The organism is Bradyrhizobium sp. STM 3562 (assembly GCF_045571435.1).
Lineage (GTDB): Bacteria > Pseudomonadota > Alphaproteobacteria > Rhizobiales > Xanthobacteraceae > Bradyrhizobium.
In genome coordinates this window covers 5,933,365-5,957,273 of the sequence record NZ_CP120694.1, presented here as the reverse complement: position 1 = coordinate 5,957,273, position 23,909 = coordinate 5,933,365, and the positions used below count along the sequence as shown (strand labels likewise).

The window sequence follows — 23,909 nt, the reverse complement described above, 5'->3', positions numbered from 1 at the left end:
ATCGTGATTGGGGTCGTCGTGCCGGGGCGGCATCCCGAGGAAACTACCATTTAGCGCGCCTTTGTTAAGTTGCGAACTGAGCAGCGTATGTGCGATTGTCCATCCTCCGCCACATTATCCATTTTCGGAGCAAATGAGTCATGGACATGGCTTCTTGACGAAGGAAAAGCCGCTCTCCCCGGTCGCGTAAACGATCAAGTCTTGTAGTAGAACATTCGGACTGGCACTCATAACCTCTTGATAGCTCAAGGTAGTATCTCGTCGCCAAATCCGCTAGTCCGCTAGGGAGCTCCAAATGGATCCCGATGTCCTGCAGCCTAAAAGATTCGTTTCGGTTTTGGCCGGCCCCAAGATTGAATTGCCTAACAAAACAGTGATCGAGCAAATTGTGGGGCAGATGAACGCGTCACCGGAGCAGATTGCGCTAGTACATGGGACGACGAGGTACTCCTATCGAGAACTTGCTCTTGCTGCGAGCGCAACAGCGCAACAGCTAAGAACTCGGCAGATCGAGCCCAACCACCTTGTTCCGATCCTCTGTGGAGGCGGGGTACCGCTGGTGATCGCGATACTTGGTACGATGCTCGCTGGAGCTGCCTTCGTGCCACTAGACATCAAATGGCCAGAGCAGCGCTTGCAGGCCGTGCTAACAAACCTGTCCCCTCACGTGGTTCTGTTTGAACGAAGCTTGGATACCAGCTTGCTTGAACCAAAAGGCGTCGCCTGTTTTCCGATCAGCCTCTGTGGGGTTTCTGAATCTGAACCTGTTGTGAGGAACGGAGAAGACATTTGCTACGGAGTCTTTACGTCGGGTTCTACCGGAACACCAAAATGCTGCCTGAATACTCAACGCGGACTCCTCAATCGCTTTTCATACATGAGCCGGTACTTCGACCTTCGCCCTGGGGAGACCGTCCTCCAGAACAGCCATCACGTCTTCGATTCGTCGTTGTGGCAGCTTCTATGGCCGCTGAGTATTGGTGCGACAGTCGTTATTCCGGACAGGTGCGGAATCCTCGATGTTCACGCTACACTTAGGGAGATCGCGGAGCATAAGGTCGTAATGACCGATTTTGTGCCATCAATTCTTAGCATTCTTGTCCGCGCTCTCGAAGCTAGATCCTCGCTGGTCGAATTACTGAGCTCCCTGAGGTTTCTCCTCGTCGGAGGGGAGGAAATTAATCCTTCGACTATCCGCAAACTCAAGCGCTTGCTTCCGAGCCTCTCGGTCATAAATACTTACGGCCCGACGGAATGCGCCATAGGCATGGCATTCCACGAAATCTGCAAAACCGACGAAAGCAAAATTCCGCTGGGCAGTCCCATCGCCAACACCTACGCTGTCATCCTTGATGAAAGGAACCGAGCTGTACCGGTCGGGACGGTCGGTCAAATTGCTATCAGCGGCGATTGCCTCGGAGCCGGCTATTTCGATGAGCCACAGCAAACAGAAGCGGCTTTTATCCTCAACCCGTTTCACGAGATTCCCTATCCTCGACTATATCTTACCGGCGATCTTGGGCACGTCGGCGCCGACGGTTTGCTTCACTTCAACGGAAGAAACGACTCGCAGATCAAGTTGGGAGGTGTACGCATCGAACTCGGAGAGGTGTCTTCCATGGCCCTGAGCGTACCGGGCATCACAGATTTTGTGGCACTTCCTCACACCCTGCCAAACGGCTCTGCCACTCTAATCGGGTTTGCGTGCTCGGATAGCAGAGTGTCTCCGAAAGCTCTGAAAACAGAGCTTGAGCGCTATCTTCCGAAAGGCAGCGTGCCCTCCAGAATCTACCTCCTGGACCAGATGCCGCTCACGCCGAATGGAAAGGTCGATCGCGGTGTACTCATGGCGTTGCTCGGATCTTGCGCTTGCGGGACGGCACAATCGAGCTCGAAGGACGCAGTCCTGGAGACGACGCTAACCAGAATTTGGAGGGCCGAACTCGGGCTTCCAGATGCGGATGCGCAGACGAACTATTTCGACGAGGGAGGCGATTCACTTTCGGCAGTGAACATCATCCTTGGCATCTCGGAAGCGCTAGGCCGCGCCGTGACGGTAGATATGCTTATGCGCGCGCCCACGCCGAGCATGATGGCAGAGATGCTCATTCGGTCGAGTGCGGACGAACCAGAAATCGAGAGATTGCGAGCGCTGGTGAACGATGATCTAGAACGGGCGTGGAGCATCATTGGAGGTCCCCGACCCAGCAAAGCGATCGAGCAGCTACGACCACGTACTGTATTTATGACCGGTGCTACTGGCTATGTCGGCGTGCATGCCCTAGATGCTTTGCTTGATAGCCCCATAGAACGGATCATATGCCTCATCCGAGCGAGTTGCCAAGCAGATGGCCGGGATCGCCTCAAATCGGCCTTTGCTCAAAATCGCATCCATCCGGATCGGATCAATGAGCGTATCAGCGTAGTTCCTGGGACGCTCGGCAAGAGATACTTTGGACTCCCGCTCAAACAGTTCCGAGATCTGGCTCGAAGCAGCGACCTCGTGCTGCACGCCGGCGCTGAGGTGAATCTAGCGAAGCCATATGCAGAGCTACGCCCTATAAATGTTCAGGGAACAATCGATGTGATCGAATTTTCATCCGCAGGGGATCCGATTCCAATCCACTTCCTGTCTACCCTTTCCGTCTTTCGGCCGACATCATTCGTCACATCAGAGGCGCAGACTCCGCCCCTTACTGATGCCCTGGAACTGAGCGGATACGAGTGCACGAAAGCCGCTGCCGAGACTATCTTGCTCGAAGCACGAAACGCGGGGATACCGGTTTCGGTCTTCAGAATTGGCGAGGCAATGCCTTCAGTTAAAACGGCGGCCATCAATCCGAAGTCGATCATTCATCAAATTATCGGCGCATCAATTCGAATGAACGTTTACACGAGGCTTCCTGTTGCCGTTGACTTCTCACCGGTTGATGTTTTGGCGAAAGCGATCTCGAAGGCGCTCACCGAAAGCCCTAACGCTGCACGTAATTATCACGTGTTCAATCGCAGAGCTCTTAATCTTCAAGACTTCTTCGCGGCTGTGAACGAACGCCGTCCATTGAAAGAGGTAGACTATGCGAGTTTCCATGCGAAACTTAAAAGCGTCAGCGAAGAGTTTCCATGTGTCCGAGAACTGAGGGGGCTTCTTGCTCAGTTACCACTTCCGGCTTGGGGAGACGAAGGAGTTGACCGCTTCTTGGGCCGTTTTCGCGAGCCCGGATTGCTCTATCATGAAACCGCGACCGCGGCGTTAGGAATTGACTGGCCCGAACCTCACGAATTGGTTCGGCACATAGTGACGCCCGCCTCGCCATGAGGTCCTACTCTTGAGCTCGCCTCAACGTGCGCATGACTTCGAGAAACACGAATTCGATGGTTAGTATGGATACCTCCCCGGGAGTGCGACAGCGACGCTTCGGACGCCTAAACTGGCGTATAAGCGAAATCGGCTATGGAATGTGGGGCATAGGAGGAGGTGAGGGCGGATGGATCGACGTTGGTGAAGAGGATCGGATAGCGAGCCTTGATTGCGCGGTTGAATTGGGTTGCAATTTCTTCGACACTGCATGGATTTACGGCCGCGGCGCATCGGAGAGGTTTCTGGGTGAGCTCTTGAGGCGACACTCAGGAAAAAAACTCTATGTAGCTACCAAGATTCCACCAAGGAATCGGATTTGGCCATCAAAGAGGTCAGACACGTTCGAGAGCTTGTTTCCTGCAGATTATTGCGATGAATACCTTCATAAAAGTCTTGAGAATCTGAACGTCTCCAGAATTGATCTTATGCAATTCCACGTATGGGAAGATGGTTGGGCCAAAAGCGACAGTTGGAAACGTCTGATTGAAGATTGGAAGAGAGAGGGCCTGATCGAGGGTGTGGGCCTCTCGGTGAACCGCTGGGAGCCATGGAACTGTCTCGATACGGTGCGGACTGGGCTAATCGACAGCGTGCAAGTCATCTATAACATTTTTGATCAAGCGCCAGCAGATGAGCTCTTCCCTCGTTGTCAGGAGCTAGACATCGCAGTGATCGCACGGGTTCCGTTTGATGAGGGTACCCTGACCGGGAGACTGACCCTAGACTCAACTTGGCCTAAAGGGGACTGGCGAAACAGCTATTTCGTTCCGGAGAATCTCAGATGTAGCGTCGCGCGCGCGGAGAGCCTGCGCGCCTGTCTTCCTTCGGGTATGTCGATGCCAGAAGCGGCGCTTCGTTTCATCCTTCATCATCCAGCTGTTGCCACTACAATTCCTGGAATGCGCAAAATCGGGCACGTCTGCAGCAATTTTGCCGTGAGCCAAATGTCGCCATTGCCGGTGGAATTACTATCCAAACTTCGTGCCCACAGGTGGGATCGTGAGCCGACCGAATGGTCTCAATGAGGACGTACGGAAGAGGAACGTGGTTCGGAACTGGAATGATCGTCCAGCGGGCTGTTCCGCGCTCCCCATCGACTGCTCTCTTTCGCTCGTCTATGAACATAGCTGAGAGTCTGCCAATTGATGAATGATGCGATGATCTTAGGGGATAATGGCAGCCACGCGGTTCGTCCTGATGACCCCAACGAAGGATGGTCCACGAGAGCTTGTCGCCCATGAAGGGGCCCCGTTTGAGCGCGGTCAAAGCGAGCGGGCGCAAGAAGGGGTTTAAGATCAGGCCGCAAGGCCACGCGTAACTCGGATGCGGGATCTATCTGCAAATATGCGCGACCGTAGGTCCGAAAGACCGGAGTGTGATCGGGACGATTGAAGCGTCTTGCCAGTTCGGAAGCTGGGCGGCTTTAGAAGAGCCAGGGAGAGCGAGGTGTTTCATAAAGCAGACGGAACCGACGTGTGGCTGCGGGCTGAAGCAAAATTGCCATACCTGTGCGTTGCCGGCGTCATCGAATCTCGGGAGGAGTACGCTGTGATCCGATCAAGGCTACGCAAAGCCTATGAGCCGCTTTCAGGCATCGCCTCGGACGACGCCTTTGTGGTGCAGGAATTTGAGGGTACCGGCGCCTTAGTCTTCTGTGCCCGATCAGACAAGAATTGCGCCTTGCTGTTGCTGGGAAAGTTCGATCGCGGCCAGGAAAGTGGAAAACCCTGTGGTGTTCTCGAAAGCCTCGTCGCACTGATTGAGAACAGCGTGATGGCGCTCAGTCGGCGAGCTGGCGCTGTCATCCGTCTCGAGGTCATCCAGCCGGAACTCGCCTTGCGTGCGGAATGACCGGGATGTGATGATCTTTCCATTGGCACCTCTTGGCTCGGCTTCGAGACTGGCTATCACTTGTGTTTTCTGACTATCAGTTGCGCGCAAAGAGGCATCGCGTGCAATCTCCTCGACAAATGGGACAGAGTCCATCACCTCGGAGGGGTGGGCATGAAGCCGAGCCGATCCACGGAACCAGATCATAGGAGTCTCGCGGGAGCAGGGGCCGGGACGAAAACGGTACGTGCCGCAAGCACAGGATCAGCGGCGGGACATTCTATAAGTGGAGGGTCAAATACGCGGGCTGGAAGTGTCCGATGCCAACCGATTGAAGGCGCTCGAGGACGAGAACGCGAAAGGAGATGTTGAGAGAGGCGCTGCTCGACGGGGCCATGCTCAAGGAGGTCGCATCAAAGGGATAGTGACGCCCGCCCATCAGTCGTAGGGCGGAATCTTGATGGTTGGAGGGCGAGAACGGAACGATGTCACTCAGCAAAGGAAGCGAGCTTCAGCAGCCTGAAACTCGCCCACCTTCTGAAATCTGAAGATCTCCTCCACGGGCAGAATCTCCTTATGCACGTTCTGTACGCCGCCATCGGGATCATCCGGCGGAAGGTGTCCTGTATGGCAGTTGCGGCGGCTCTGATGGCGTAATTGCCCTAAATCACCATGCGGATATTGCGGAACGCCTTCACCCGCTCGGCGTCCAGATCCGGGTATGCGTTCGGCACGATGACCAACGGCACCGATCCGCTCCAGGCGCGAGGAGCCTTCGATCTCCGACCGATCCTTTTTCGAATAAATCGGATCATGTCTCCGCCAAGCTGCACATAGGCTTGTGCGCACCGCAGGGCTTCTGCTTGGCCGAGACCCGCGATCAGGGCTTCTGTACGGGCAATAACAAGAAAATCCGAACTCCCGTCTTGTCGCGCGGGCAGCCTGGATCTTGCGTTGGAACTCCTCAATGCGAATTAACTCCTGCCGCCCGCCGGCAAAGGCTCGTCACTGGTTTTGTCTTCGATCACCACAGCACTCCGCCGGCTCGCTCGTATTCGCGGGTGCCATGGATAGCATTGATTGCATTGCCATTGCCCGTATCGATGTCGGCGACGATTGGCAGCGTCGTGCGCCCGGCGATCGTCCGCATCATCTCCAGATGCTCTGTCATCGAAATCAAGCTCATGTCGGGCAGGCCGTAGAGCGCGGACAGCTCGAAGCCAGATGCCTAGAGACCGTCGAATCCGGCTTCTTCTGCGAGGATCGCGGAAAGCGGGCTATGGGCGGCCATGATGTAGACAAGGCCGGTCTCGGCCATGGGAGCGCGGAGGCGTTTGGCAGCAGGCATTGACAGATCTTTCGACAGCGCGCGTAGGCGATCCGGTCGCGGGCGCGGGTGAGGTCCTCGAGAGACGAGGCATAGGAAATGTGGATATGGGGCGACGCCATGAAGCCGCTGCTGGGCAGGACGGCCAAGCCGAAAGCGTTGAGCAGATACATAGGGAAATCGGTGTTTCGGTTTCGGTTACCCTGACGTCCAGTGCGCGCTTGCCGATAACACCTGCGCAGGAGAGGAAAATATAGAAGCCGCCGTCCGGCACTCGGCACGAAGGCACCTCGGCCTTGTTCAGCCTCGCAGCGACAGGCTCCCGAGGCTGCTCAAAGGCATTCGCAAATTCATCGACATGATGCCGGCCGCCAGACAATGCCTCGATCGCAGGATATTGCGAAGCCGAGCTGGCGTGGGACGACGTTTGGCCTTGCATGAGGCTCATGGCCTTAATCAGAGGCCCTACGCCACAACCAACGCGCCAGCCGCTGATTGCGTCAGCGTTGGACGGGCCGTTGACGGTCAGGATCCGGCTATACAGCCCCGGCGCCACCCCAGTGATGGTAACAAAATCGGCGCTATACGTGAGCTTTTCATAGATATTGTCGGACAGCCCATGCACATGGGCATAGCCGCGCTGCACCACGGCATGGGCCAGCATCTCGCCTCGGCTATAGACCGCCCCGTCGGATTGCACAGCCGTCCCGCCAGCCGGGCCACATGAGCGCGACGCCGACCAATACGAGGGGCAGTGCGATCTTGCCGTGCAGTGGCATCTCTTCTTGGAGTCCTAATAGGCAGTGAGGTGATTGAAATTCGATTTATGAGATGAGGGATGTAGTTGGAGGTTGGTTCAGTTCGATCATAGTATGTGATCAAGAGCAGGTGCAACGTACGAAAGAGGTTCTTTCGGCGATCTCCCTGCATTGCGGCGCGTCGTTACCTCGCGTTTTTCCGCACACGAGTAAGCTGGATGGCTGCGGGTCAAGCCGCGCTTTGGCTCGGCCAGCGGGCTGGCGGTTCGAATATTTTGATCTCCTGAGGGGTCGCTACCAACCGGCGCCGAAGTAAGGGACGGATAAGATCTCCTTTCCAGCATTGGGGATGCCACTCGGTTTCTCTTACGGCCACGATCACCATCAGCGGTGCACTCACCCGCCGGGCTATTTGCAAGAGTGTGGCCGAATCGAGCTCGCTCATTTCGGCAATGCCGTCCGGATGGGAATGCCAGTCGCCGAGATAGTCGAGGTCGCCCCGACTTGCCTCGAAGGCGCGATTGATTTCGCTCACCTGCCAGGCATGATCCGGAATGAAGCGGTGTCGCCCGTGAAGAGCGCGGGGCCCGGGGCCGCGCAAATCGACTACAATACGGTCCTCGCCGGACCGCCAGCCGAGAAGAAAGCCGCCATTCTCGAGCGGGGACAGCTCCCGTGCGTATCGGCACATCAGCCGCAGCACGTGTGAGGAGAGCCAGACGATCACGGCACGGCTCCGCAGCATTTGGGATGGGGCGGGCATTGAAATGCGTTCCAATGAGGCAGGACCCGCGCACCTCGAGCGTCTTTGAGCGTCAGTATCGACACGTCCCAATCGCCAGGATCGTAGTTCCCCTCCGAGAGGACACCCACCGCTGTGCGTACCATCGTATGCACACGACGAGGACCGCCTGATTGACGCATGCGCGGGGGTACGGCGAGCAGTATGATGGCGTTGTATGAAGGTCAGGCGGCCTGCTGGTCGCCTTGGCGCAGGAGCTTCCATTCCCAGGGCAGCAATTCGTGCAGACGCGATGCGGGAAGATCGGCGATACGGGCGAGGACGTCGGCGAGCCAGGCTTTGGGATCGACCTCGTTGAGGCGACAGGTCGTGATCATCGTCAGCATGATGGCAGCCCGATCGGCACCGCGCTGGCTGCCGGCGAAGGTCCAGTTGCGCCTTCCCAAGGCGATGCCTCTCAATGCACGCTCGGCACAATTGTTGGTCAAGCAGATCCTGCCATCGTCGAGGAAGCGAGCGAAGTCGTCCCAGCGCCTCAACATGTAATTCATAGGCTTCAGGACCTCGGAGGAGCGCGATAGGGTTTCTCGCTCGCGGAGCAGCGAGGCATGCATGTCGTCGAGAATCGGCTTGCTGTTTTCCTGGCGCACGGCGCGCCGCTCACCGGCGCCGCGGCCGTTAATGGCGCGCTCGATCTCGAACAACGCATCCAGGCGCCCGACCGCCTCCAGCGCGATCGGAGAGACCGGTTTGCCTTTCTTACCTTCCCGGGCATTCTTCTCGATGTCAGCCAACTCGAAGAAGCCCCGCCGCGCATGGGCCAGGCAAAACGCCGGTGTGATCGGCGTCGCTTTCTTTTGCGGATCGAACAACGGCTCGAAGCCGCTGTAGCAATCGGCTTGCAGGATGCCGGCGAAGGCGGCCAGATGCCTCTGCGGGTGTTCGCCTCGTCGGTCGCTAGAGGCGTAATAGACCGCCGCCGGCGGCGCGGGCCCGGCGAAGGGCCGGTCATCCCGCACATATGTCCAGATCCGTCCGGTCGTGCACTTGCCCTTCGCCAGGATACGGATGGTGGTGTCGTCGCCATGAAGACGCTCAGCAGCGAGCACATGACGTTCGATCAAGTGGAAGAGCGGCATGACGGCGAAGGTGCCGTGGCCGACCTGGTCGGCAAGCGTCGACAACGACAGGTCGATCCTCTCGGCCTTAAAGCGCGCACTCTGGCGATTGAGCGGGATGTGCATGCCGAACTTGTCGAACAGAATCGTCGCCAGCAATTGTGGGCCGATGAAGCCGCGCGGCGTCGCGTGGAACGGCGCTGGCGGCTGGCTGATCTTCTCGCAATCGCGGCAGGTGAACTTCTCGCGCACTGTCTCGATGACCTTGAAGCGACGCGGGATCTCCTCCAGCGTCTTGGTCACGTCCTCGCCGATCTTCGCCAGCCGCGATCCGCCGCAACAGGCGCAGCTCGTCGGAGCGTCAATGACGACGCGTTCGTGTTCGATGTCGTCCGGCCAGGGCTTGCGCACCGGCCGCCTACGTGTGAAGGGGCGGACGTTCTGCGTCTTCGCCGCCGCGGCCTGCGCGGCAAGCTCATCCTCGCTCGCCGTGGTGGCGAGTTCTTCGAGCTCCAATTCCAGCTGCTCGATCAGACGCGCCGTGCGCTCGGAGCGCTGCCCGTACAGTTCGCGTTTGAGCTTCTCGATCCGCAGCTCGAGATGCGCGATCAGCGCCTCATTGTCCGACAGCTCCGCCCGCGCGCTGGCAGCCATCGCCTCGGCTCGCAGCCGCGCCTCACGCTCGGCCTGCAGCGCCGCCAGGGCACTGACAAGGTCCGATGGAAGATCGTCCGGCTTCGATATCACGAAGCCATTGAATCAGATCGAGCACCAAATTCAAACCCAAAATGGCTATCCGACCCGCATCGGACGCTGGGTTTCTTGAGGGTTGCGCCAATCGATCCCGGACAACAGATAGCTCAACTGCGCCGGCGAGATCGTTACCGATTCTCCGGCAACCGACGGCCAGATGCATGCTCCCTGGCCATCGTGCCATATCATCTTCACAAAATCGCTGCGGCGGCCGCGGAAGACGAACAGATGACCGCTCAGCGGATCTTTGCGCAGCACCTCCTGCACTTGGAGTGCCAGCGACGGAAAGCCTCTGCGCATATCCGTGTAGCCTGTCGCGAGCCACACTCGGGCGCCTGTCGGAACCGGGATCATCGGCGCACCAGAGCATCGAGGACTCGACGCAGCGCGTCTCCATCAACGTCGCCATCGACCCGGATGCGGTGTCCGCTCCCAAGATCAATCTCGATGATGCCCTGGCTCTTCCGCCGACGCGCCGACGCGTCGTCAATGGCGCTTCGGCCACATCCCGCGGCGGCACAGATGGCCCAATCTCGACCGGCACTAACGGCGCCATACTGGTATTGCCTTGCTTGCAAAGCTCTTTGCGTCACCTGAACAGCTGGCTCACATGAAGGCCGGCCATGCGAGCCACCTCGGAAACGGTGGCTCCGGGCTCTAGCGATGCTGCAACCAGCCGTTCCTTCTCATCCTGCGACCACCGCCGTCGCCGCTCGACCGATGTGATCACCTCTGCCCGCGAAATCGTCATAGCGCTTCTCCTAGGATTACCCCTAGGACCTGCAGCGCTCGCGTCCGTCAAACAAGGCGGTCCTCAATGGAGGGATACGTACCATCTCCAGAGAGATCTCTTGCAGGTCGAAGCCACGCCCGTGAACGTAGGCGCATTGCAGCCGACTGGAATCACGATGCCGGCGTCGTCGACGCGCGGCTCGGGTATCCGCTTATCCTTCCAGTGCTCATGCAGGCAGACGAAGCAGCCCTCGGCCCCCGGGAGAAAACGGGCGACTAGGCCGCCCGCAACTCCAAAGGTCGCGTGGCCGACCACGTACGCTACGCCGAACCGCTCGCAGTAGTGGGCCATCGCCAGTTGCACCTCTTCCGATGCCGAAGCGTCGACCACAACATCGGCGTTGCGCAGCAAATCGAACACCGGCGCGAGCACGTTGCCCAACCCGCGCGGGAGTGCCGCGACATCGGTGAATGCGTGACCGAGGCGTGCGGGGAAGAAATTCGCCTTCGTCCATGGATAGTTCTCGGCGATGAAGTTTGCGAGAGCCAAGGCTTTGTTCCTGCCCCAGGCGGAACGACCCAAAGGCCAGCGCAGGCTGTTGCCGGGTTGGACCGTGTCGAAATCGATGAACGTGACTTCGCCGAGTCCCGCGCGCGCCAGTTCGAGACCGGCGAAGCTGCCGACTGCGCCGCCCCAATGACCACGGCCTTCTTTTTCAGAAGCGACTTCGAAACGGGCAACCGCGAAAAAACGTCTTCCTTTCCGGCCCGTTCTCCTCGAACAAGCCCGGTGGCGGCTACCCCACTCCTTTCGTGCCCAACTGCACGCCGCGTGACCAGAAAGAGCCAGCCCGCGCCGCTCTTCTGATGGCCGTACTTGATCTCTTCAGGAAACACGATCCCGGTTATGGATAAGGGCCCGTGCGCCGTTTCGTTGATCTTCCGCACGCTCTTCGGTTGCAGCACCGCGTGTCGTGCCAACTCCGCTTCCGCGAGCCGGAGCAATTCGCCCGCATCCGTGGTCGCGGGGGGAGTGAACCTCACCCAGCGACCGGCGATCACCTGGGTGTGTTCCGGCTCCACCCGAAATCCGAACCAGTTTCCGAGCGCCGCGCCGCTGCTGGTCTTGTTGCCGCAGGACTCCCTCAAACGCTGCGTCGTTGTTCCGGCTAGACCGAGCAGAGCAGACGACCTCCATCAGTCCGTGCGGTGCCGGCGGCAAGGACGCCTGACCGTCGAAGAGGATGATAGAATCCTCTTCCGAGGCCGCCCCGAAGTAGGGCATCAACGGGTCCGCGGCATGCTCCTCGAGCTTGGCCGCGTCCTCACAGCGGCCGTGTTTTCTGGCCGCGAGGGCGCGCAGGAGATGATTCAGCCGCTCCTGGACGAAGTCGGCGACCAGCTGGTTGGAGTCCCATTGTCCCGATTCCTGCGTGAGCAGGCACAGCTCGCGACTGAGCGGGTTTTGATGACGTTCGAAGCTTTCATTTGGCGCCGCTACCGAGGGGCGGAAAAAAGGGTGGAGCGGGGAATACCCGATCCGTTAGAGCATCGGTGCGGACCGGCCGTTCACCGGCCAGTCCGCTTCTAGGATGAGCAGCCCGTTTCGCTTGTGAATAGTTCGCGGCATGATCCCCAACCGAGCGAAAGCCACCAGTTTCGGCGTCGAGGATATCCGGCCAGAGCGTCCACAATCCTGGTCGGCACTGGGCTTACTCTGCTTAGACAAAGCTAACCCACTGGGCGATGTGCAGGCGGCGTGCTGGGGCGCGGCGGGCCCTTACCCGGCGTGTCACTCGGCGGGGGGCACGTCGGGATGCTCCGGATGTGATGGGTGTGGCGGCTTAGCCATGCTTCTTTCCTTCTTTGTTTTGCTTACTGATCAATTCTGAGCGCGTCCTATCGTTCGCAGAGCCAGCGGCATTGTTGTTTCCCCCTTATCGCAACTCAGAAAGATGAACAATGCCGACAAAGGAAGCAGATGAAAATGGTCAGTACGCTTCGGACGAAAGTGGCGCATCGCGACCACAGTCATTCAATAAAACGCAGTCTGTACGTTACGTCCGCACCTATTCCTTTGGTCTCATGTCTGGTGGTTCGGTGGGTTGTCCGTGTTAAACGATAGGTCGTTCTAGAGAGGCATCGATGAAAATACTCGTTCGTGGCGAACCGGCGAGTACCCCATATAAGCCGTTGCGGCGCGCTAACAGCGCGTGTCGATGTACTAATGCGGCTACGTGGCTCTCAGCACCTGCAGATCGAAATTGAGCTTGATCAATCGTCAAATCAGAACGGTCCATCTGATTAGTTGATGCCTGTCACGAGGCTATTGCTTCCGAACGATACTGGGGCGGCACAAGCAAGTGTCTGCCCAAGGACGGGAGCATGGTGTTTACAAGCAACTACGCTGGCTTAGATCGTTGCGGCTTTGCGCAGCGTGATCTTGCCGCCAATGTGATTCACTCCCATCCAAGTGTGAGCGCGCTGACTGGCCGTCATGCGAGCCGCTCATGTAGAAGGCGAGTCGTCATTTCACACGCGCCGCATGTCAATGATGGGCAGACGCTGAACGTCTCCATCAGTTCTAAGCACGTCGCCTTCTTGCGAGAACCACGGCCCTACCGCGCCGGGAAGAGGCGCCGGTTCCGGCGCGTCGATCCCGGAGCTTGATAGAACGTGTCTCTCCCGCGGCAGCCGCGCGCGACGCGTTAACTCGGACATCCACGATGTCGATCTTCCTACGTGAAAACACAGGAGTTTATGTTTGCGTACTTATGTGGGGGCTTTGGTGCTAAAAAGAACGGACAGAGTAACATCTACCCGGGCGCGCGGTCGCCCGAGGACACCCGGCAGGTTGATTGCATCGCGATGGGGCGCGACTAGCGTAGTGGTTGGTTGCGCATTGTCCTATTTATCTTCCCTCGCTCATGCCGACTCTTTGGACGGTCTAAAGCAGGAGCTGATGCGTCTGCAGGCTCGCGTTCGTTCGCTTGAAGCTGCCGAGCAAAGTGGTACGCGCGCAGGTCGCGCGGCTGCTAAGGCGGCGAAGTTGGCCCAAAAGGAGGCGGAGGAGGCGAGGGCGCGCGCAGAGGAGGCGAGACTCCAGGCCGAAGCTGCTCGAGCAAAGGCCCAAGCGGCGCGGAGTGGAGCAGATCCACTGACAGGAAGCTTTGCCGGGAGCGTGCGAATTCCCGGCACCGATACCTCCTTCAAGGTTTACGGCTATGCGCAGGTCTTTGCTTACGGCGATCTCGGGGCGCGCAACAGATCGGACACAATCACAGTCCCCTCCATCCCGCTGTCGAGCGGGACGCTGGGCATCCAAACTCCAGGAGATCTTGCTGTTGGCGCTCGATATTCTCGATTGAATCTTGATGTAAGGACGCCAGTTAGCGAAGGCTTTGGATCTGTTCGTAGCTTCTTCGAGGTCGATTTCGCAGGGCAGTCTGATCTTACGAGTCAGGCAACCGGATCAAGCTTCAACACAAGGGTTCGGCAAGCCTTCGGAGAGTTCGGTAACATTGATGAGTGGGGCGACGTAGTTGCCGGACAAACCTACTCTCTCTACGCCGACGGCACGCTTATCCCCTTGCGGAGCGTGTCAAATTGGACGCTGCCGGGGACCAGTTGCCTGCGTCAGGCCGCCGTTCAATACAGCAAAAGCTTTGGATCGACAACGTTCGGTGCGGGCCTAGAGAACACTTACAACGACGTCACATCCACGGCTGGAACGAGCTATCCGGATTCGAATGGTGGTGCGGGCTTTACCTTGAGTCGGACTCCGGACTTCACAGCGAGACTCTTGTGGCGCGGAGAGGGCGCGTTCTTCGCTCTACGAGGCATGGTGCGGAAGATCGAGATCAATAACGATGCGGCCGCCGCTCCACAACGATATGACGCGTCGACTTTGGGCTATGGTATTGGCGCGACCGGCGCGCTCAACCTTTTGGACAACCGTCTGGCACTATCTGTGACCGTGAACTATGGACCTGGTATTGGCCGATATCTTCACACGGTCAGTAGCGGATTTGGCGCAGTAACCAACTTCGGCTTGCCTCGTGTGACTGCTAAAACGGCGACAATTGATACGGTAACAGCAACAGCGGGCCTTCTTGGGCTGCAGTACTTCTTTCTCCCAAATCTTCAAACCAATGCCCTCGTTGCGGCTGCCAGCCTCGACTATCCGAACTATGTCACCCAATTCACGACAAGCTCGAGTACAATCAACAGGAGCTTGTGGGCGACCAGCGTGAACTTGATCTACACCCCTGTGCCAGCGGTTGACCTGGGTGTTGAGTATATACGGGCTTCGCGCACGCTGTTGGTCGCAGCGGCGGGTGGTGTCGTGGGTGGAACAGCTGATCGTCTTCAGGGCATGGTACTTGTGCGGTTCTAACTACACCAGTGCCTCGCACGGTTTGTCTGTCATCCGCACTTGGAGAGACGGCTTGGGCGCCTGGTTACGAATGAGGCTGGGTCCGTTCCCGCGTTTACGGACCGTCAATGGCCATTGACACGAGGGCGCCTTGGAGAAGCGCGAACGAGATCTAGCTCGCTTAATCCTCAAACAAGCTATCTGGAGAGATCTAATGAAACGCACTGCACTCGCGGCCATCGGCGTAGCCGCAAGCGTTGCGTCAGCTTCGGCGACAGACCTCGATGTGCTCTATGCAGCCTCAAATCTAATGGCACCGGTCCATATCAAGCTAGCGGAGCACTTTCAGGCGACCCATCCTGGGGTTAGAGTAAATCTCGAGCCCGCGCTTGAGTACACCGATGCGTTGGCCGTCACGCTCAGGCAGTCCCTCATCGGCCAAACCCAAGACGCTGGCTATTTCGGTACTTCCGACGTTTGCGTGCTTGCTGGGCGTGGAATTGCGCAGCCGCTTGATGACCGCATCGCTAAGGATCCAGATTGGGCGTCACTTGGCTTGCCCGATAGCGCACTTGAATTTACGAAATGCGCGGGAAAGACCTATGGTATTCCGTATAGCGCATCCTTCATGGTCGTTATCTTCAATGATAAACTTGTCGCCGAGGCGGGTGGAGATCCCAATCATCTGCCGAAAACGTGGCCGGAAATTCTTGCGCTCGCGAAGAAGATCGAGGCGGCTAGTGGTGGGATCGCCTTCAACTATGATGGCTCGTCGAGCTGGAGTTTCATGAGCCTTGTCCAGAGCGAAGGTGGGAAGATCCTGACCGATGACGGAAAGGACATCGCTTTCGAATCTCCAGAGGGCCTGAACGCCCTTCAACATTTGGCCGATATAGGCGCCGTACGCCATCACGCGGATATGAGCAAGGCGCAGGCACGCCAGGCATTCGCAGCGGGCACGTTGGGCATTCTTGTCGATTCATCAAGCGGCCTATCCAGCTACAAGAAGGCAGCAGCAGGTCATTTTGAAGTTGGAGTCGTGCCTTTGCCCGTTACAGAAAACGGCAGACTGCCGAGCTCGGGTATGGCTGGTGTGCTGCTGACCTCCGACAGTAAGAGAGCTGATCTCGCTTGGGATTACGTGAAATATGCATCATCGCCGGATGGACAAACTCTCCTCGGTAAACTCACGGGATTTGTGCCCTTCAATCGGATTTCAATCGAATCGCCAGATAAACTTGGCTCTTACTATGCGGAGAATCCTGAGCTCGGCGTTGCTGTTAAGGCTTTAAAAGTTGCCGGCCCGTGGCTCAGTTTTCCAGGTCCCAACGGCTTGAAAATCCACACCACCATTAAGCGCTATATGCAGAAAGTATATATAGGTGCGGTGGACCCGACAGTCGCCCTCAATGACATGGCTAAAAACACGCGCGCTCTACTTAAAGAGCGCGACGTTGGACGAGCGCCATAGGTCGGGCATCAATCCGGATGCCAAGTTCGTCTGCAGCGCGCGGTACGGACAACCACACACATGACAGTATAGGAAAGCACACGATGAAGGACGTCGATAGCGCCGTAAAGCCAATCAATGAGAATGGCAGAACATCGCAGCGGCCATCGAAAGGACATCAGTCCGTCCAATCATCCGCAGCAGATATGTTTCCTCCTGCAGACGTTTGTGCACGCTACGGGGTCTATCCGAAGCGTTATGATCTCGATGTTGGGCGACTTCACCGGTATCGTACGAGCCGACTGCATGCTGAGATGGATAAGCGTGGTTGCGACGCGCTTCTGCTTTTTGACACGGTCAACATACGGTACGCGACAGGTGCGCGGAATATGCAAATTTGGACAATGCATCAACCAGCACGCTACGCCCTGGTACTGCGGTCAGGAAAAACCGTTCTCTTTGAGATTGGAGGCAGATCGCATCACGCCGAGGGACTGCCGCTGATCGATGAGGTGCGCGTTGCCCGACCCTGGTTCTACTACTATGCCGGATCCCAGGCCAGCAATCATGTAAAAGAGTTCGCCGCCGAAATTGCTGACCTGATTGGGCTCTCTAAGGCCAGCGCGTATAAGCCGCGCCTCTACGTAGATCGCTGCGATAGGATGGGAACCATCTCCCTTGAGGACGCCGGGCTCATAGTAAGCGATCAAGCTCAGGAACTGATGGAGCAGGCGAGGTCGATTAAGTCTGAAGATGAAATCGCGGCGACCCGAATAGCAATTGACGTCTGCGAAGCCGGGATTAGGCGCATCAAAGCGGAATTGCGCCCTGGGATAACGGAGTTGTCGCTTTGGTCGTATTTTCATCAGACCAATATCGAGCTCGGTGGAGAATACATTGAAACTCGGCTGCTTACGTCTGGACCCCGCACAAATCCCTTCCATCAGGAAGCCAGTCAGAAGCAGATTCAGAAGGGCGAAATGGTGACGTTCGACTGCGATCTTATCGGCCCCCTTGGATATGGCGCGGATCTTTCGCGGGCATTTGTATGCGCTGCCAAGCCTACGGCCGAGCAAAGAAATCTTTATCAGCGCGCGCATGACTTGATAATGGCGAACACTCAGCTATTGCAGGTGGGGCGTTCTTTTGCCGAAATTATCGACAAAGCGAGCGTCCTTCCGCAAGCGTACCGCCAGTGGCACCGTGTTGCCCATGGAAATGGGATGAGCATTGGGGAATTCCCCGCGATTGGTCGACGTCCCGGATATCCTCAAGGAAGCATTCACGAAGGTCGTATCCAGGAAGGCATGGTACTGTGTGTGGGAACGTTCGCCGGCCGCAAGGATGGGGGCGAGGGCGTAAAACTGGAGCATCAAACGGTTATCCGCTCTGACGGCCCGGAGCTGTTATCCTCCTCGCTCTTTGATTCCGAATTTTGCAACTGAGTTGTGCGTGGTCAAGGTGGCTCCATAGCGTTACCACAGTTACCACGGCCCAACAACGAGGCCTACCAGCGGAGTACCGCCACGAGCCAGAGATGCCCGCTGCGGATGCGCGACCGCTGTCCCGTTGGCAAGCTCAAGCGTGAGCAGTTGGCGGCGAGACCAATCCATGATCCCCTTCACGCGCCCGTTCGCCAGCTCGCCTCTGCTCGTCCAGGATCAGATGGCTAATCTCGTCACGGTCGCTATCTGTGGTCCGGCAACGCAACCGCCGGAATTAGCGACAGCTCCTCAACCTCTCAGTTGCGTGCGCGGAATTGATGGAGATTTGGTCCCGTCAGGTGCGCCGTGGATAAGCGAACTTTGACGGCCGGCGACACAGGAGGCTAGGTCAAACATTCTGGTTGGCCCCCCATCATCCGGGAAGCGATGATCGCGCTCGGGAAACCGCAAAGGTGATTTCATTTGAGAAACCTACATTCGTCCTCTTTGACTTCTTCCATCTTCTGCAATCGAAAAATCTCCTCGACCCCAACTATGTCGCGATCCACACGATGAATGCCACCGTCAGCGCGGATGCGGGCAAAGATGTCCTTCATCGCGGTGACCGCAGCCCGGATTGCATGATTACCGTAAATCACCATGCTTATTTTACCTAGCGCGCGGATGCGCTGTTCAGTCAGTTGGGGGTAGGAGGTTGGAATGATTACAATCGGAGCATTGCCGTCCCATGTGCGGACAAAACTCTCCACTTCGTCGGGCGTTCTCTGCTTCGAGTGGATCAGGATCATGTCCGCGCCAGCTGCCGCGTAAGCCGCAGCCCTCTTCAGCGCCTCAGCCTGTCCGAGCCCCGCGATCAGTGCTTCAGTTCGCGCAATGACGAGGAAGTCCGGGGTCGAGCGCACGGCGACGGCTGCTCGGACCTTGCCCGCAAACTCCTCGATCCGGACCAGCTCCTGGCGGCCATCTGAGACGAGGCTAGTTACCTTAGGAAAGGTCTTATCCTCGATCACGACAGCAGCGGCGCCCGCGCGCTCGTACTGCTTGACGGCATAGATCACGTTGATGGCGTTACCAAATCCAGCGTCAATGTCGGCGATGATCGGAAGAGACGAGTGCTCGGCCATCGATCGGACCATGTCCAGATGCTGGCTCATAGACATGACGCTTACGTCGGGCAGTCCATAAAGTGCGGAGAGCTCGAAGCCGGACGCCCATATCCCATCGAAACCTGCCTCCTCAACTAAAATCGCCGACAGCGGGCTGTGGGCCGCCATGATGTGTACCGGACACCGGTCAGCCATGCGGACACGGAGACGCCCTGCGGTCATCGTGGAAGCGCCGGACTTGCGAGTGGCGGTGACCATAGCTTGTAGCATTCCCACATCTAACGTACGGTTGGACGATTGTTGCTATGGTTGTATTCAGATGTGTCGGGCGCCATCAAATGAACTGATCGAATTTTAGCGTGTTTGAATAGCCAAATGCGATCTTAATCGGTTTCGACGACCGTGGCCTTTTTGCAAAGCCGAGCAACCCACCGGCAAAAAGCGCGAGCAAGTTCGGGATTGCCACTACGATCCATCGCGTAGGCTCGATAATGCATCCCGCTGGGAGTGCGTGAACCTGGTATGATATGTAGGATGCCTCTGCGCACCAGATCGCTGACAATGATTTCGGGAGCTACTAGAAGGCATTTTCCCGTCATGACAGCCGGCAGAGCAAGGTAGTTATGATCATACCGCGCCCCAGACTTTATATCTTTTGAGGCCAGGTTCATGGCCCTCAGCCATGTGGGTAGTATGTCCGGCCGGGAGGTGATGTTCAGAATCGGCATAGAGCGTATAACTGAAAGGGCTTTTCCGGCGACATGATTTGGAGAACCTACACACACGAGTTGTTCGTTGTAGAGTTCCCAATCGTCGGCCGGTTCAAGGACGGAAAGGTCCCGGGTGATCAATATATCGAACTGATCGGATGATGTCGGTAGCGAAAGTGAGCTAATCACATCCACGATCACGCCGCCCATTTCGGCGGAGAATGCTTGGAGATTGGGAATCAAAAGAGAGTAGGCGAAGGTTGGAAGCGATGTACGGACCACAAGCCTATTGGCTTCCGGACGATTCCGCCTCCGCATCCTCTTAGCAGTGAAGCATACCGTATCCAACGGTTCTGCGACTGTGTTCGCAAAAAGCCGCCCGAATTGTGTTAATTCGTTCCGCCTGCCGCGCCGTTCCATGAGGTCTGTGCCGAGATACTCCTCGAGCACCGCGAGATAGCGGCTGACGGAGCTCTGTGTTGCCCCTAAGGCGCTAGCTGCCCGTGTCACGCTTCCCTCACGGGCAATCATCACGAAAGCCCGGATAGCGTTTAGGGGAATTCCGTCATCTTCGCTAGCCATTCTGATCGGGCAACTTACTTGGACAGCAGCCAATTCCTACAGCAATACATCGGCAAATTGGAATATCTCATCACATTATTCGATGCTTGTCACGGGATTGTCGCCTCGAGAAGATATCGCCTCGACCGTGATCGCATGTGGTCTGGGGGGCGACCTTGAAGTCGGCGCACGGACCGAGTTCTAGCCTAGTATGATCTCCTCGAACAGAAGGCTTGCACTTAGGTCGTGCGGCGGCGTCGTGCAGCCTGAGTGTAACGCTTATCGAATTGCGCATGGAATGAGTGATTGTTATGCGAGCTAGCTGCGTTGCGGGCTGACAGTTACTTCGCGGAACGTGTTCAGCGCTTCCTCCGTTCTCGAGAGATAAGCGACAAGAAGTCTGGAAGCAAATTGCTCACTTCCGAGCGAAATCCGGAGTACGTCTGGTGAGTGGAATTTTTCTCAGAAGTGTCCGCAAGTCGTTCGGGCCGACCACTGTGCTGAACGACGTTTCTTTGTCCATTGCCGATGGCGAGTTTCTGACGCTGCTCGGCCCGTCAGGTTGCGGGAAGTCAACGTTGTTGCGTATTCTCGCTGGTCTAGAGATCCAGGACGCTGGCAGCGTTCAAATCGGTGATCGTGTGATTGATGGACTTCGCCCGAAGCAACGCAACGTGGCGATGGTGTTCCAGACTTATGCGCTTTATCCGCATATCACGGTCGCGGCGAACATGGCGCTTCCACTGCGGATGCGACGCCTAAATGCCTGGCAGCGGTTGCCGCTGATCGGGCGCTACCTGCCGGGCACGAGAGGCCTCCTAAGCGACATCGATATGGAGGTTGCACGAACGGCCGAAGCGCTCGGTATTGCGCATTTATTGGATCGCAAGCCGAGCCAATTATCCGGCGGCCAACGTCAGCGTGTCGCCGTCGGCCGTGCGATGGTGCGTCAGCCGTGTGTGTTTCTGATGGACGAGCCGCTCAGCAATCTCGATGCCAAACTGCGCGTCCAGATGCGAGCCGAGATCAAGGAATTGCACCGGCGCATCGGAGTGACATTCGTCTACGTGACGCACGATCAGGCGGAGGCGATGACACTCTCTGATCGAGTAGCCGTGATGTGCCAGGGCGAGGTGCTGCAGGTCGCACCGCCGCAGGCAATCTATGCTGATCCAAACGATAGACGAGTCGCTGAATTCATTGGATCGCCAAATATCAACATGCTGAGCGCCGTTGTGCGCGAGCATGGCTTGCTGGATATCGCGGGGTTCGCTCTTTCGGTTGATTTTGCGATTCCGGTTGGGACCAAGCTTACCGTCGGCATCCGCCCAGAGGCGCTCCAGTTTGCAAATAATGCCGGACCAGGTGTAATCAGCGGTTCGGTGCGAATGGTGGAGCATATGGGCTCCGACCTATTCGTTTATCTCGAAGTAGCCGGTGTCAAGCCACCTTTGATCGGGCGACTTTCGTTCGAGCGTGTCCCCCATGTTGTTCCGGGACAGAGGCTGCATCTCAGCGTCAGATCGGAGCACATACTTCTTTTCGATAGCGACGGTCGCCGCATCCGTTCGCGAAATGGGGCGGGCATTGCGGCAGTTTCGCCGATTAAGGAGCGGGTATGGTGAATGTTGGTTGCTCGCCTGCCGGTCGGCAGCCACACCCTGGTGCCTCATCGGGCGAGGGGGATCGGGCACCTGTGTCGCACGCCGGCTCGCTCAGCCAAAACCGCGCTTTAGATGAGGCGCTCTGGGCGTGGGCACTTGCTGGGCCGGCTCTTATCTTTCTCGTGGTACTCTTCTTCCTGCCAGTCGCTGCGGTGTTTGTCATAGCTCTTAGCGACTGGGAGTTCGGCTCCGGCTCTCTCTCCTTCATCGGCCTCGCGAATTTCCGCGAACTGGTCTTCGATGACGTTTTTCGCGTGTCACTCACCAACACTGTCATCTACGTGCTGATTGTTCTTCCGGGAACTGTCATTGGTGGGCTTTTGATTGCACTTCTAATAGAGAGTAGCGCGTCTTGCCGCGCTGTCTACCGCGCCATCCATTTTTTGCCGTTCATGGCCACATTAACGGCCATGGCGATCTCTTGGGAAGCTTTGCTCCATCCTAGCATTGGGCTTGTCAATCAGATATTAGCCGCCCTTGGCGTCCCCACGGCTAACTGGCTATGTGATGACAGGACAGCGCTACCCGTGCTGGCCATTATCGGTATCTGGCAGAATCTAGGCTACGCGATGGTGCTCTTCGTGGCCGGCCTAAAATCAATTCCAGTCGACTTGTATGACGCGGCCGCTGTTGACGGAGCCGATCACTCGCTCGACCGCCTGCGGCTGGTAACAATTCCCATGCTTGGACCCGTGTCGATGTTTATCGTCATCGTTGTAGCTCTCAGAGCTTTAGAGACCTTTGATACTATTCAAATCCTGACGCAGGGAGGCCCAGGCCACGCATCCGAGATGCTGCTCTACACGCTCTATCGAGAGAGTTTCGAATATTTACGCACGGGGTATGGAGCCGCGATTTCCGTGGTATTCCTGGTGATGCTGGTGACGCTGACCCTGCTCCAGGCGCGCATCATGGATCGAAGGGTGCACTATCAATGAGTCAGAACGGGCTTTCTCCTCGAGCCGCTATCCTGCGGCATAGCGTCCTGGTTCTCACGTCTGCATTTATGCTTGTCCCCTTTGTGTGGATGGTCAGCTTATCGATCAAGCCACCCGACGAAAGTTTTCGCGCGTCCTTTTCGTTCTTGCCAGCGCACTTCTATGGTGTTGAAAATTACAGCAAAGCGCTGACATCAGTGCCAATCGTGCGTTACATGGGTAATGGGTTTCTTGTCTGCGCCTCCATCCTGACCTTGCAGATCCTAGTATGCGCGCCAATAGCATATGCGTTAGCAAAGCTTAGGTTCGCCGGTCGGGATCTCATCGGCGGGTTAGTCCTTATCGGTCTGCTTTTGCCCCACCAGGTCCTATCTCTTCCGCTCTTCGTGCTCGGCTACAAGCTCGGCATACTCGATACCTATGTGGCACTTGTCTTCCCATATATCGTCTCGCCTTTCGGGATCTTCCTGTTCCGACAATTCTTCAAGGGGATACCAGACGATGTCGTCCACGCCGCGCGCCTCGATGGTCTCTCCGAATTTTCCATTGTCTGGAAAGTAATGTTGCCTATGGCGCTGCCTGCGATCATCGCGTTTTCGATTTTTTCAGTCGTCAGCCACTGGAACGATCTGTTTTGGCCGTTAATTGCCGTACACGATGGGAACCTGATGCCACCGCCACTCGGAATCATGAATTTCAAGAACGAGGAGGCCGGAAATGATTACGGCCCGTTGGCCGCCGCCTCAGCACTGGTTGTGGCCCCGCTGCTTATAGCCTTTTTGGCTGCACAGAAATTGTTTGTAGAGGGAATGATCGGCGGCGCGGTGAAGTGAATTGGCAACGAGATTAAAGTTGGGCGGACAATTCTGTTAGGGCATGGTGGTGTGCCTCAACAATCACGGCGCGCGCCCAGCCTAAGCGAGCTGCGCATTCGCTTTCCCAGTTGGCTTTCGATAATATGCACCGCTCGTTGCGAGATGCGGCTCATCTGCAAACTGAGCGGGTGGCGCTGCTCAGAGTAGCCGCGGTTGTTCGCTCGAGC

General features: G+C 57.2%; 20 protein-coding genes and 1 pseudogene. 11 read left to right on the top strand and 10 right to left on the bottom strand.

Annotated elements, in window-relative coordinates; genetic code table 11:
- The first annotated feature begins 295 nt into the window (after window positions 1-295).
- The 4 genes and pseudogenes from P6U23_RS27620 to P6U23_RS27605 form a co-directional block, all read left to right on the top strand.
- On the top strand, window positions 296-3,316 hold the full coding sequence (locus P6U23_RS27620; protein WP_407175621.1) for a non-ribosomal peptide synthetase: 3,021 nt from the start codon (window positions 296-298) through the stop codon (window positions 3,314-3,316).
- Between the two features lie 65 nt (window positions 3,317-3,381).
- Window positions 3,382-4,383, top strand: a complete 1,002-nt coding sequence (locus P6U23_RS27615) for an aldo/keto reductase (RefSeq protein ID WP_407175620.1) — start codon at window positions 3,382-3,384, stop codon at window positions 4,381-4,383.
- Between the two features lie 421 nt (window positions 4,384-4,804).
- Window positions 4,805-5,209 (top strand): hypothetical protein, encoded by a 405-nt coding sequence (locus P6U23_RS27610; protein ID WP_407175619.1) that lies wholly within the window; start codon window positions 4,805-4,807, stop codon window positions 5,207-5,209.
- 227 nt (window positions 5,210-5,436) lie between these two features.
- A pseudogene (locus P6U23_RS27605) lies at window positions 5,437-5,607 on the top strand (transposase); the annotation flags it as partial.
- Between the two features lie 243 nt (window positions 5,608-5,850).
- Here the strand turns inward: P6U23_RS27605 and P6U23_RS27600 are convergent.
- The 8 genes from P6U23_RS27600 to P6U23_RS27565 all read right to left on the bottom strand — a co-directional run bounded on the left by P6U23_RS27600 (window position 5,851) and on the right by P6U23_RS27565 (window position 11,279).
- Window positions 5,851-6,156 carry a hypothetical protein gene (locus tag P6U23_RS27600; RefSeq protein ID WP_407175618.1) on the bottom strand — a complete coding sequence of 102 codons (306 nt, stop codon included), beginning with the start codon at window positions 6,154-6,156 and terminating at the stop codon, window positions 5,851-5,853.
- 56 nt (window positions 6,157-6,212) lie between these two features.
- On the bottom strand, window positions 6,213-6,359 hold the full coding sequence (locus P6U23_RS27595) for a hypothetical protein (protein ID WP_407175617.1): 147 nt from the start codon (window positions 6,357-6,359) through the stop codon (window positions 6,213-6,215).
- A 106-nt stretch (window positions 6,360-6,465) separates the two neighbouring features.
- Window positions 6,466-7,179, bottom strand: a complete 714-nt coding sequence (locus P6U23_RS27590) for an aminotransferase class I/II-fold pyridoxal phosphate-dependent enzyme (RefSeq protein ID WP_407175616.1) — start codon at window positions 7,177-7,179, stop codon at window positions 6,466-6,468.
- A 323-nt stretch (window positions 7,180-7,502) separates the two neighbouring features.
- Window positions 7,503-8,018, bottom strand: coding sequence for a Mov34/MPN/PAD-1 family protein (locus P6U23_RS27585; RefSeq protein ID WP_407181601.1), 516 nt, complete (start codon window positions 8,016-8,018; stop codon window positions 7,503-7,505).
- 221 nt (window positions 8,019-8,239) lie between these two features.
- Window positions 8,240-9,880, bottom strand: a complete 1,641-nt coding sequence (tnpC, locus tag P6U23_RS27580; RefSeq protein WP_407175615.1) for an IS66 family transposase — start codon at window positions 9,878-9,880, stop codon at window positions 8,240-8,242.
- 45 nt (window positions 9,881-9,925) lie between these two features.
- A complete protein-coding gene (tnpB, locus tag P6U23_RS27575) occupies window positions 9,926-10,186 on the bottom strand; it encodes an IS66 family insertion sequence element accessory protein TnpB (RefSeq protein ID WP_407175614.1) in 261 nt (86 codons plus the stop codon).
- Window positions 10,187-10,475: 289 nt separating this feature from the next.
- Window positions 10,476-10,637, bottom strand: coding sequence for a transposase (locus P6U23_RS27570; RefSeq protein WP_407175613.1), 162 nt, complete (start codon window positions 10,635-10,637; stop codon window positions 10,476-10,478).
- A 63-nt stretch (window positions 10,638-10,700) separates the two neighbouring features.
- Window positions 10,701-11,279 (bottom strand): ThiF family adenylyltransferase, encoded by a 579-nt coding sequence (locus P6U23_RS27565; protein WP_407181600.1) that lies wholly within the window; start codon window positions 11,277-11,279, stop codon window positions 10,701-10,703.
- Between P6U23_RS27565 and P6U23_RS27560 the strand changes: the two genes are divergently transcribed.
- The 4 genes from P6U23_RS27560 (at window position 11,226) to P6U23_RS27545 (ending at window position 17,888) form a co-directional block, all read left to right on the top strand.
- Window positions 11,226-11,486, top strand: coding sequence for a hypothetical protein (locus P6U23_RS27560; protein WP_407175612.1), 261 nt, complete (start codon window positions 11,226-11,228; stop codon window positions 11,484-11,486). The two genes, P6U23_RS27565 and P6U23_RS27560, sit on opposite strands and share 54 nt — an antisense overlap.
- A gap of 2,094 nt (window positions 11,487-13,580) precedes the next feature.
- Window positions 13,581-15,014, top strand: a complete 1,434-nt coding sequence (locus tag P6U23_RS27555; protein WP_407175611.1) for a DcaP family trimeric outer membrane transporter — start codon at window positions 13,581-13,583, stop codon at window positions 15,012-15,014.
- 193 nt (window positions 15,015-15,207) lie between these two features.
- A complete protein-coding gene (locus P6U23_RS27550) occupies window positions 15,208-16,464 on the top strand; it encodes an ABC transporter substrate-binding protein (protein ID WP_407175610.1) in 1,257 nt (418 codons plus the stop codon).
- A gap of 83 nt (window positions 16,465-16,547) precedes the next feature.
- Window positions 16,548-17,888 (top strand): M24 family metallopeptidase, encoded by a 1,341-nt coding sequence (locus P6U23_RS27545; protein ID WP_407175609.1) that lies wholly within the window; start codon window positions 16,548-16,550, stop codon window positions 17,886-17,888.
- A gap of 458 nt (window positions 17,889-18,346) precedes the next feature.
- On the opposite strand, the gene P6U23_RS27540 is transcribed toward P6U23_RS27545, so the two are convergent.
- Complete coding sequence (locus P6U23_RS27540) at window positions 18,347-19,162, bottom strand: phosphonopyruvate hydrolase (protein ID WP_407175608.1); 816 nt, start codon at window positions 19,160-19,162, stop codon at window positions 18,347-18,349.
- A gap of 215 nt (window positions 19,163-19,377) precedes the next feature.
- Window positions 19,378-20,286 carry a LysR family transcriptional regulator gene (locus P6U23_RS27535; protein WP_407175607.1) on the bottom strand — a complete coding sequence of 303 codons (909 nt, stop codon included), beginning with the start codon at window positions 20,284-20,286 and terminating at the stop codon, window positions 19,378-19,380.
- Between the two features lie 425 nt (window positions 20,287-20,711).
- Between P6U23_RS27535 and P6U23_RS27530 the strand changes: the two genes are divergently transcribed.
- The 3 genes from P6U23_RS27530 (at window position 20,712) to P6U23_RS27520 (ending at window position 23,700) form a co-directional block, all read left to right on the top strand.
- Window positions 20,712-21,890 (top strand): ABC transporter ATP-binding protein, encoded by a 1,179-nt coding sequence (locus tag P6U23_RS27530; RefSeq protein WP_407175606.1) that lies wholly within the window; start codon window positions 20,712-20,714, stop codon window positions 21,888-21,890.
- A 71-nt stretch (window positions 21,891-21,961) separates the two neighbouring features.
- Entirely contained in the window at window positions 21,962-22,867 is a 906-nt protein-coding gene (locus tag P6U23_RS27525) for a carbohydrate ABC transporter permease (protein ID WP_407175605.1), read from the top strand.
- Complete coding sequence (locus tag P6U23_RS27520) at window positions 22,864-23,700, top strand: carbohydrate ABC transporter permease (protein WP_407175604.1); 837 nt, start codon at window positions 22,864-22,866, stop codon at window positions 23,698-23,700. The genes P6U23_RS27525 and P6U23_RS27520 overlap by 4 nt, the downstream gene beginning before the upstream one ends.
- Window positions 23,701-23,909 lie beyond the last annotated feature (209 nt).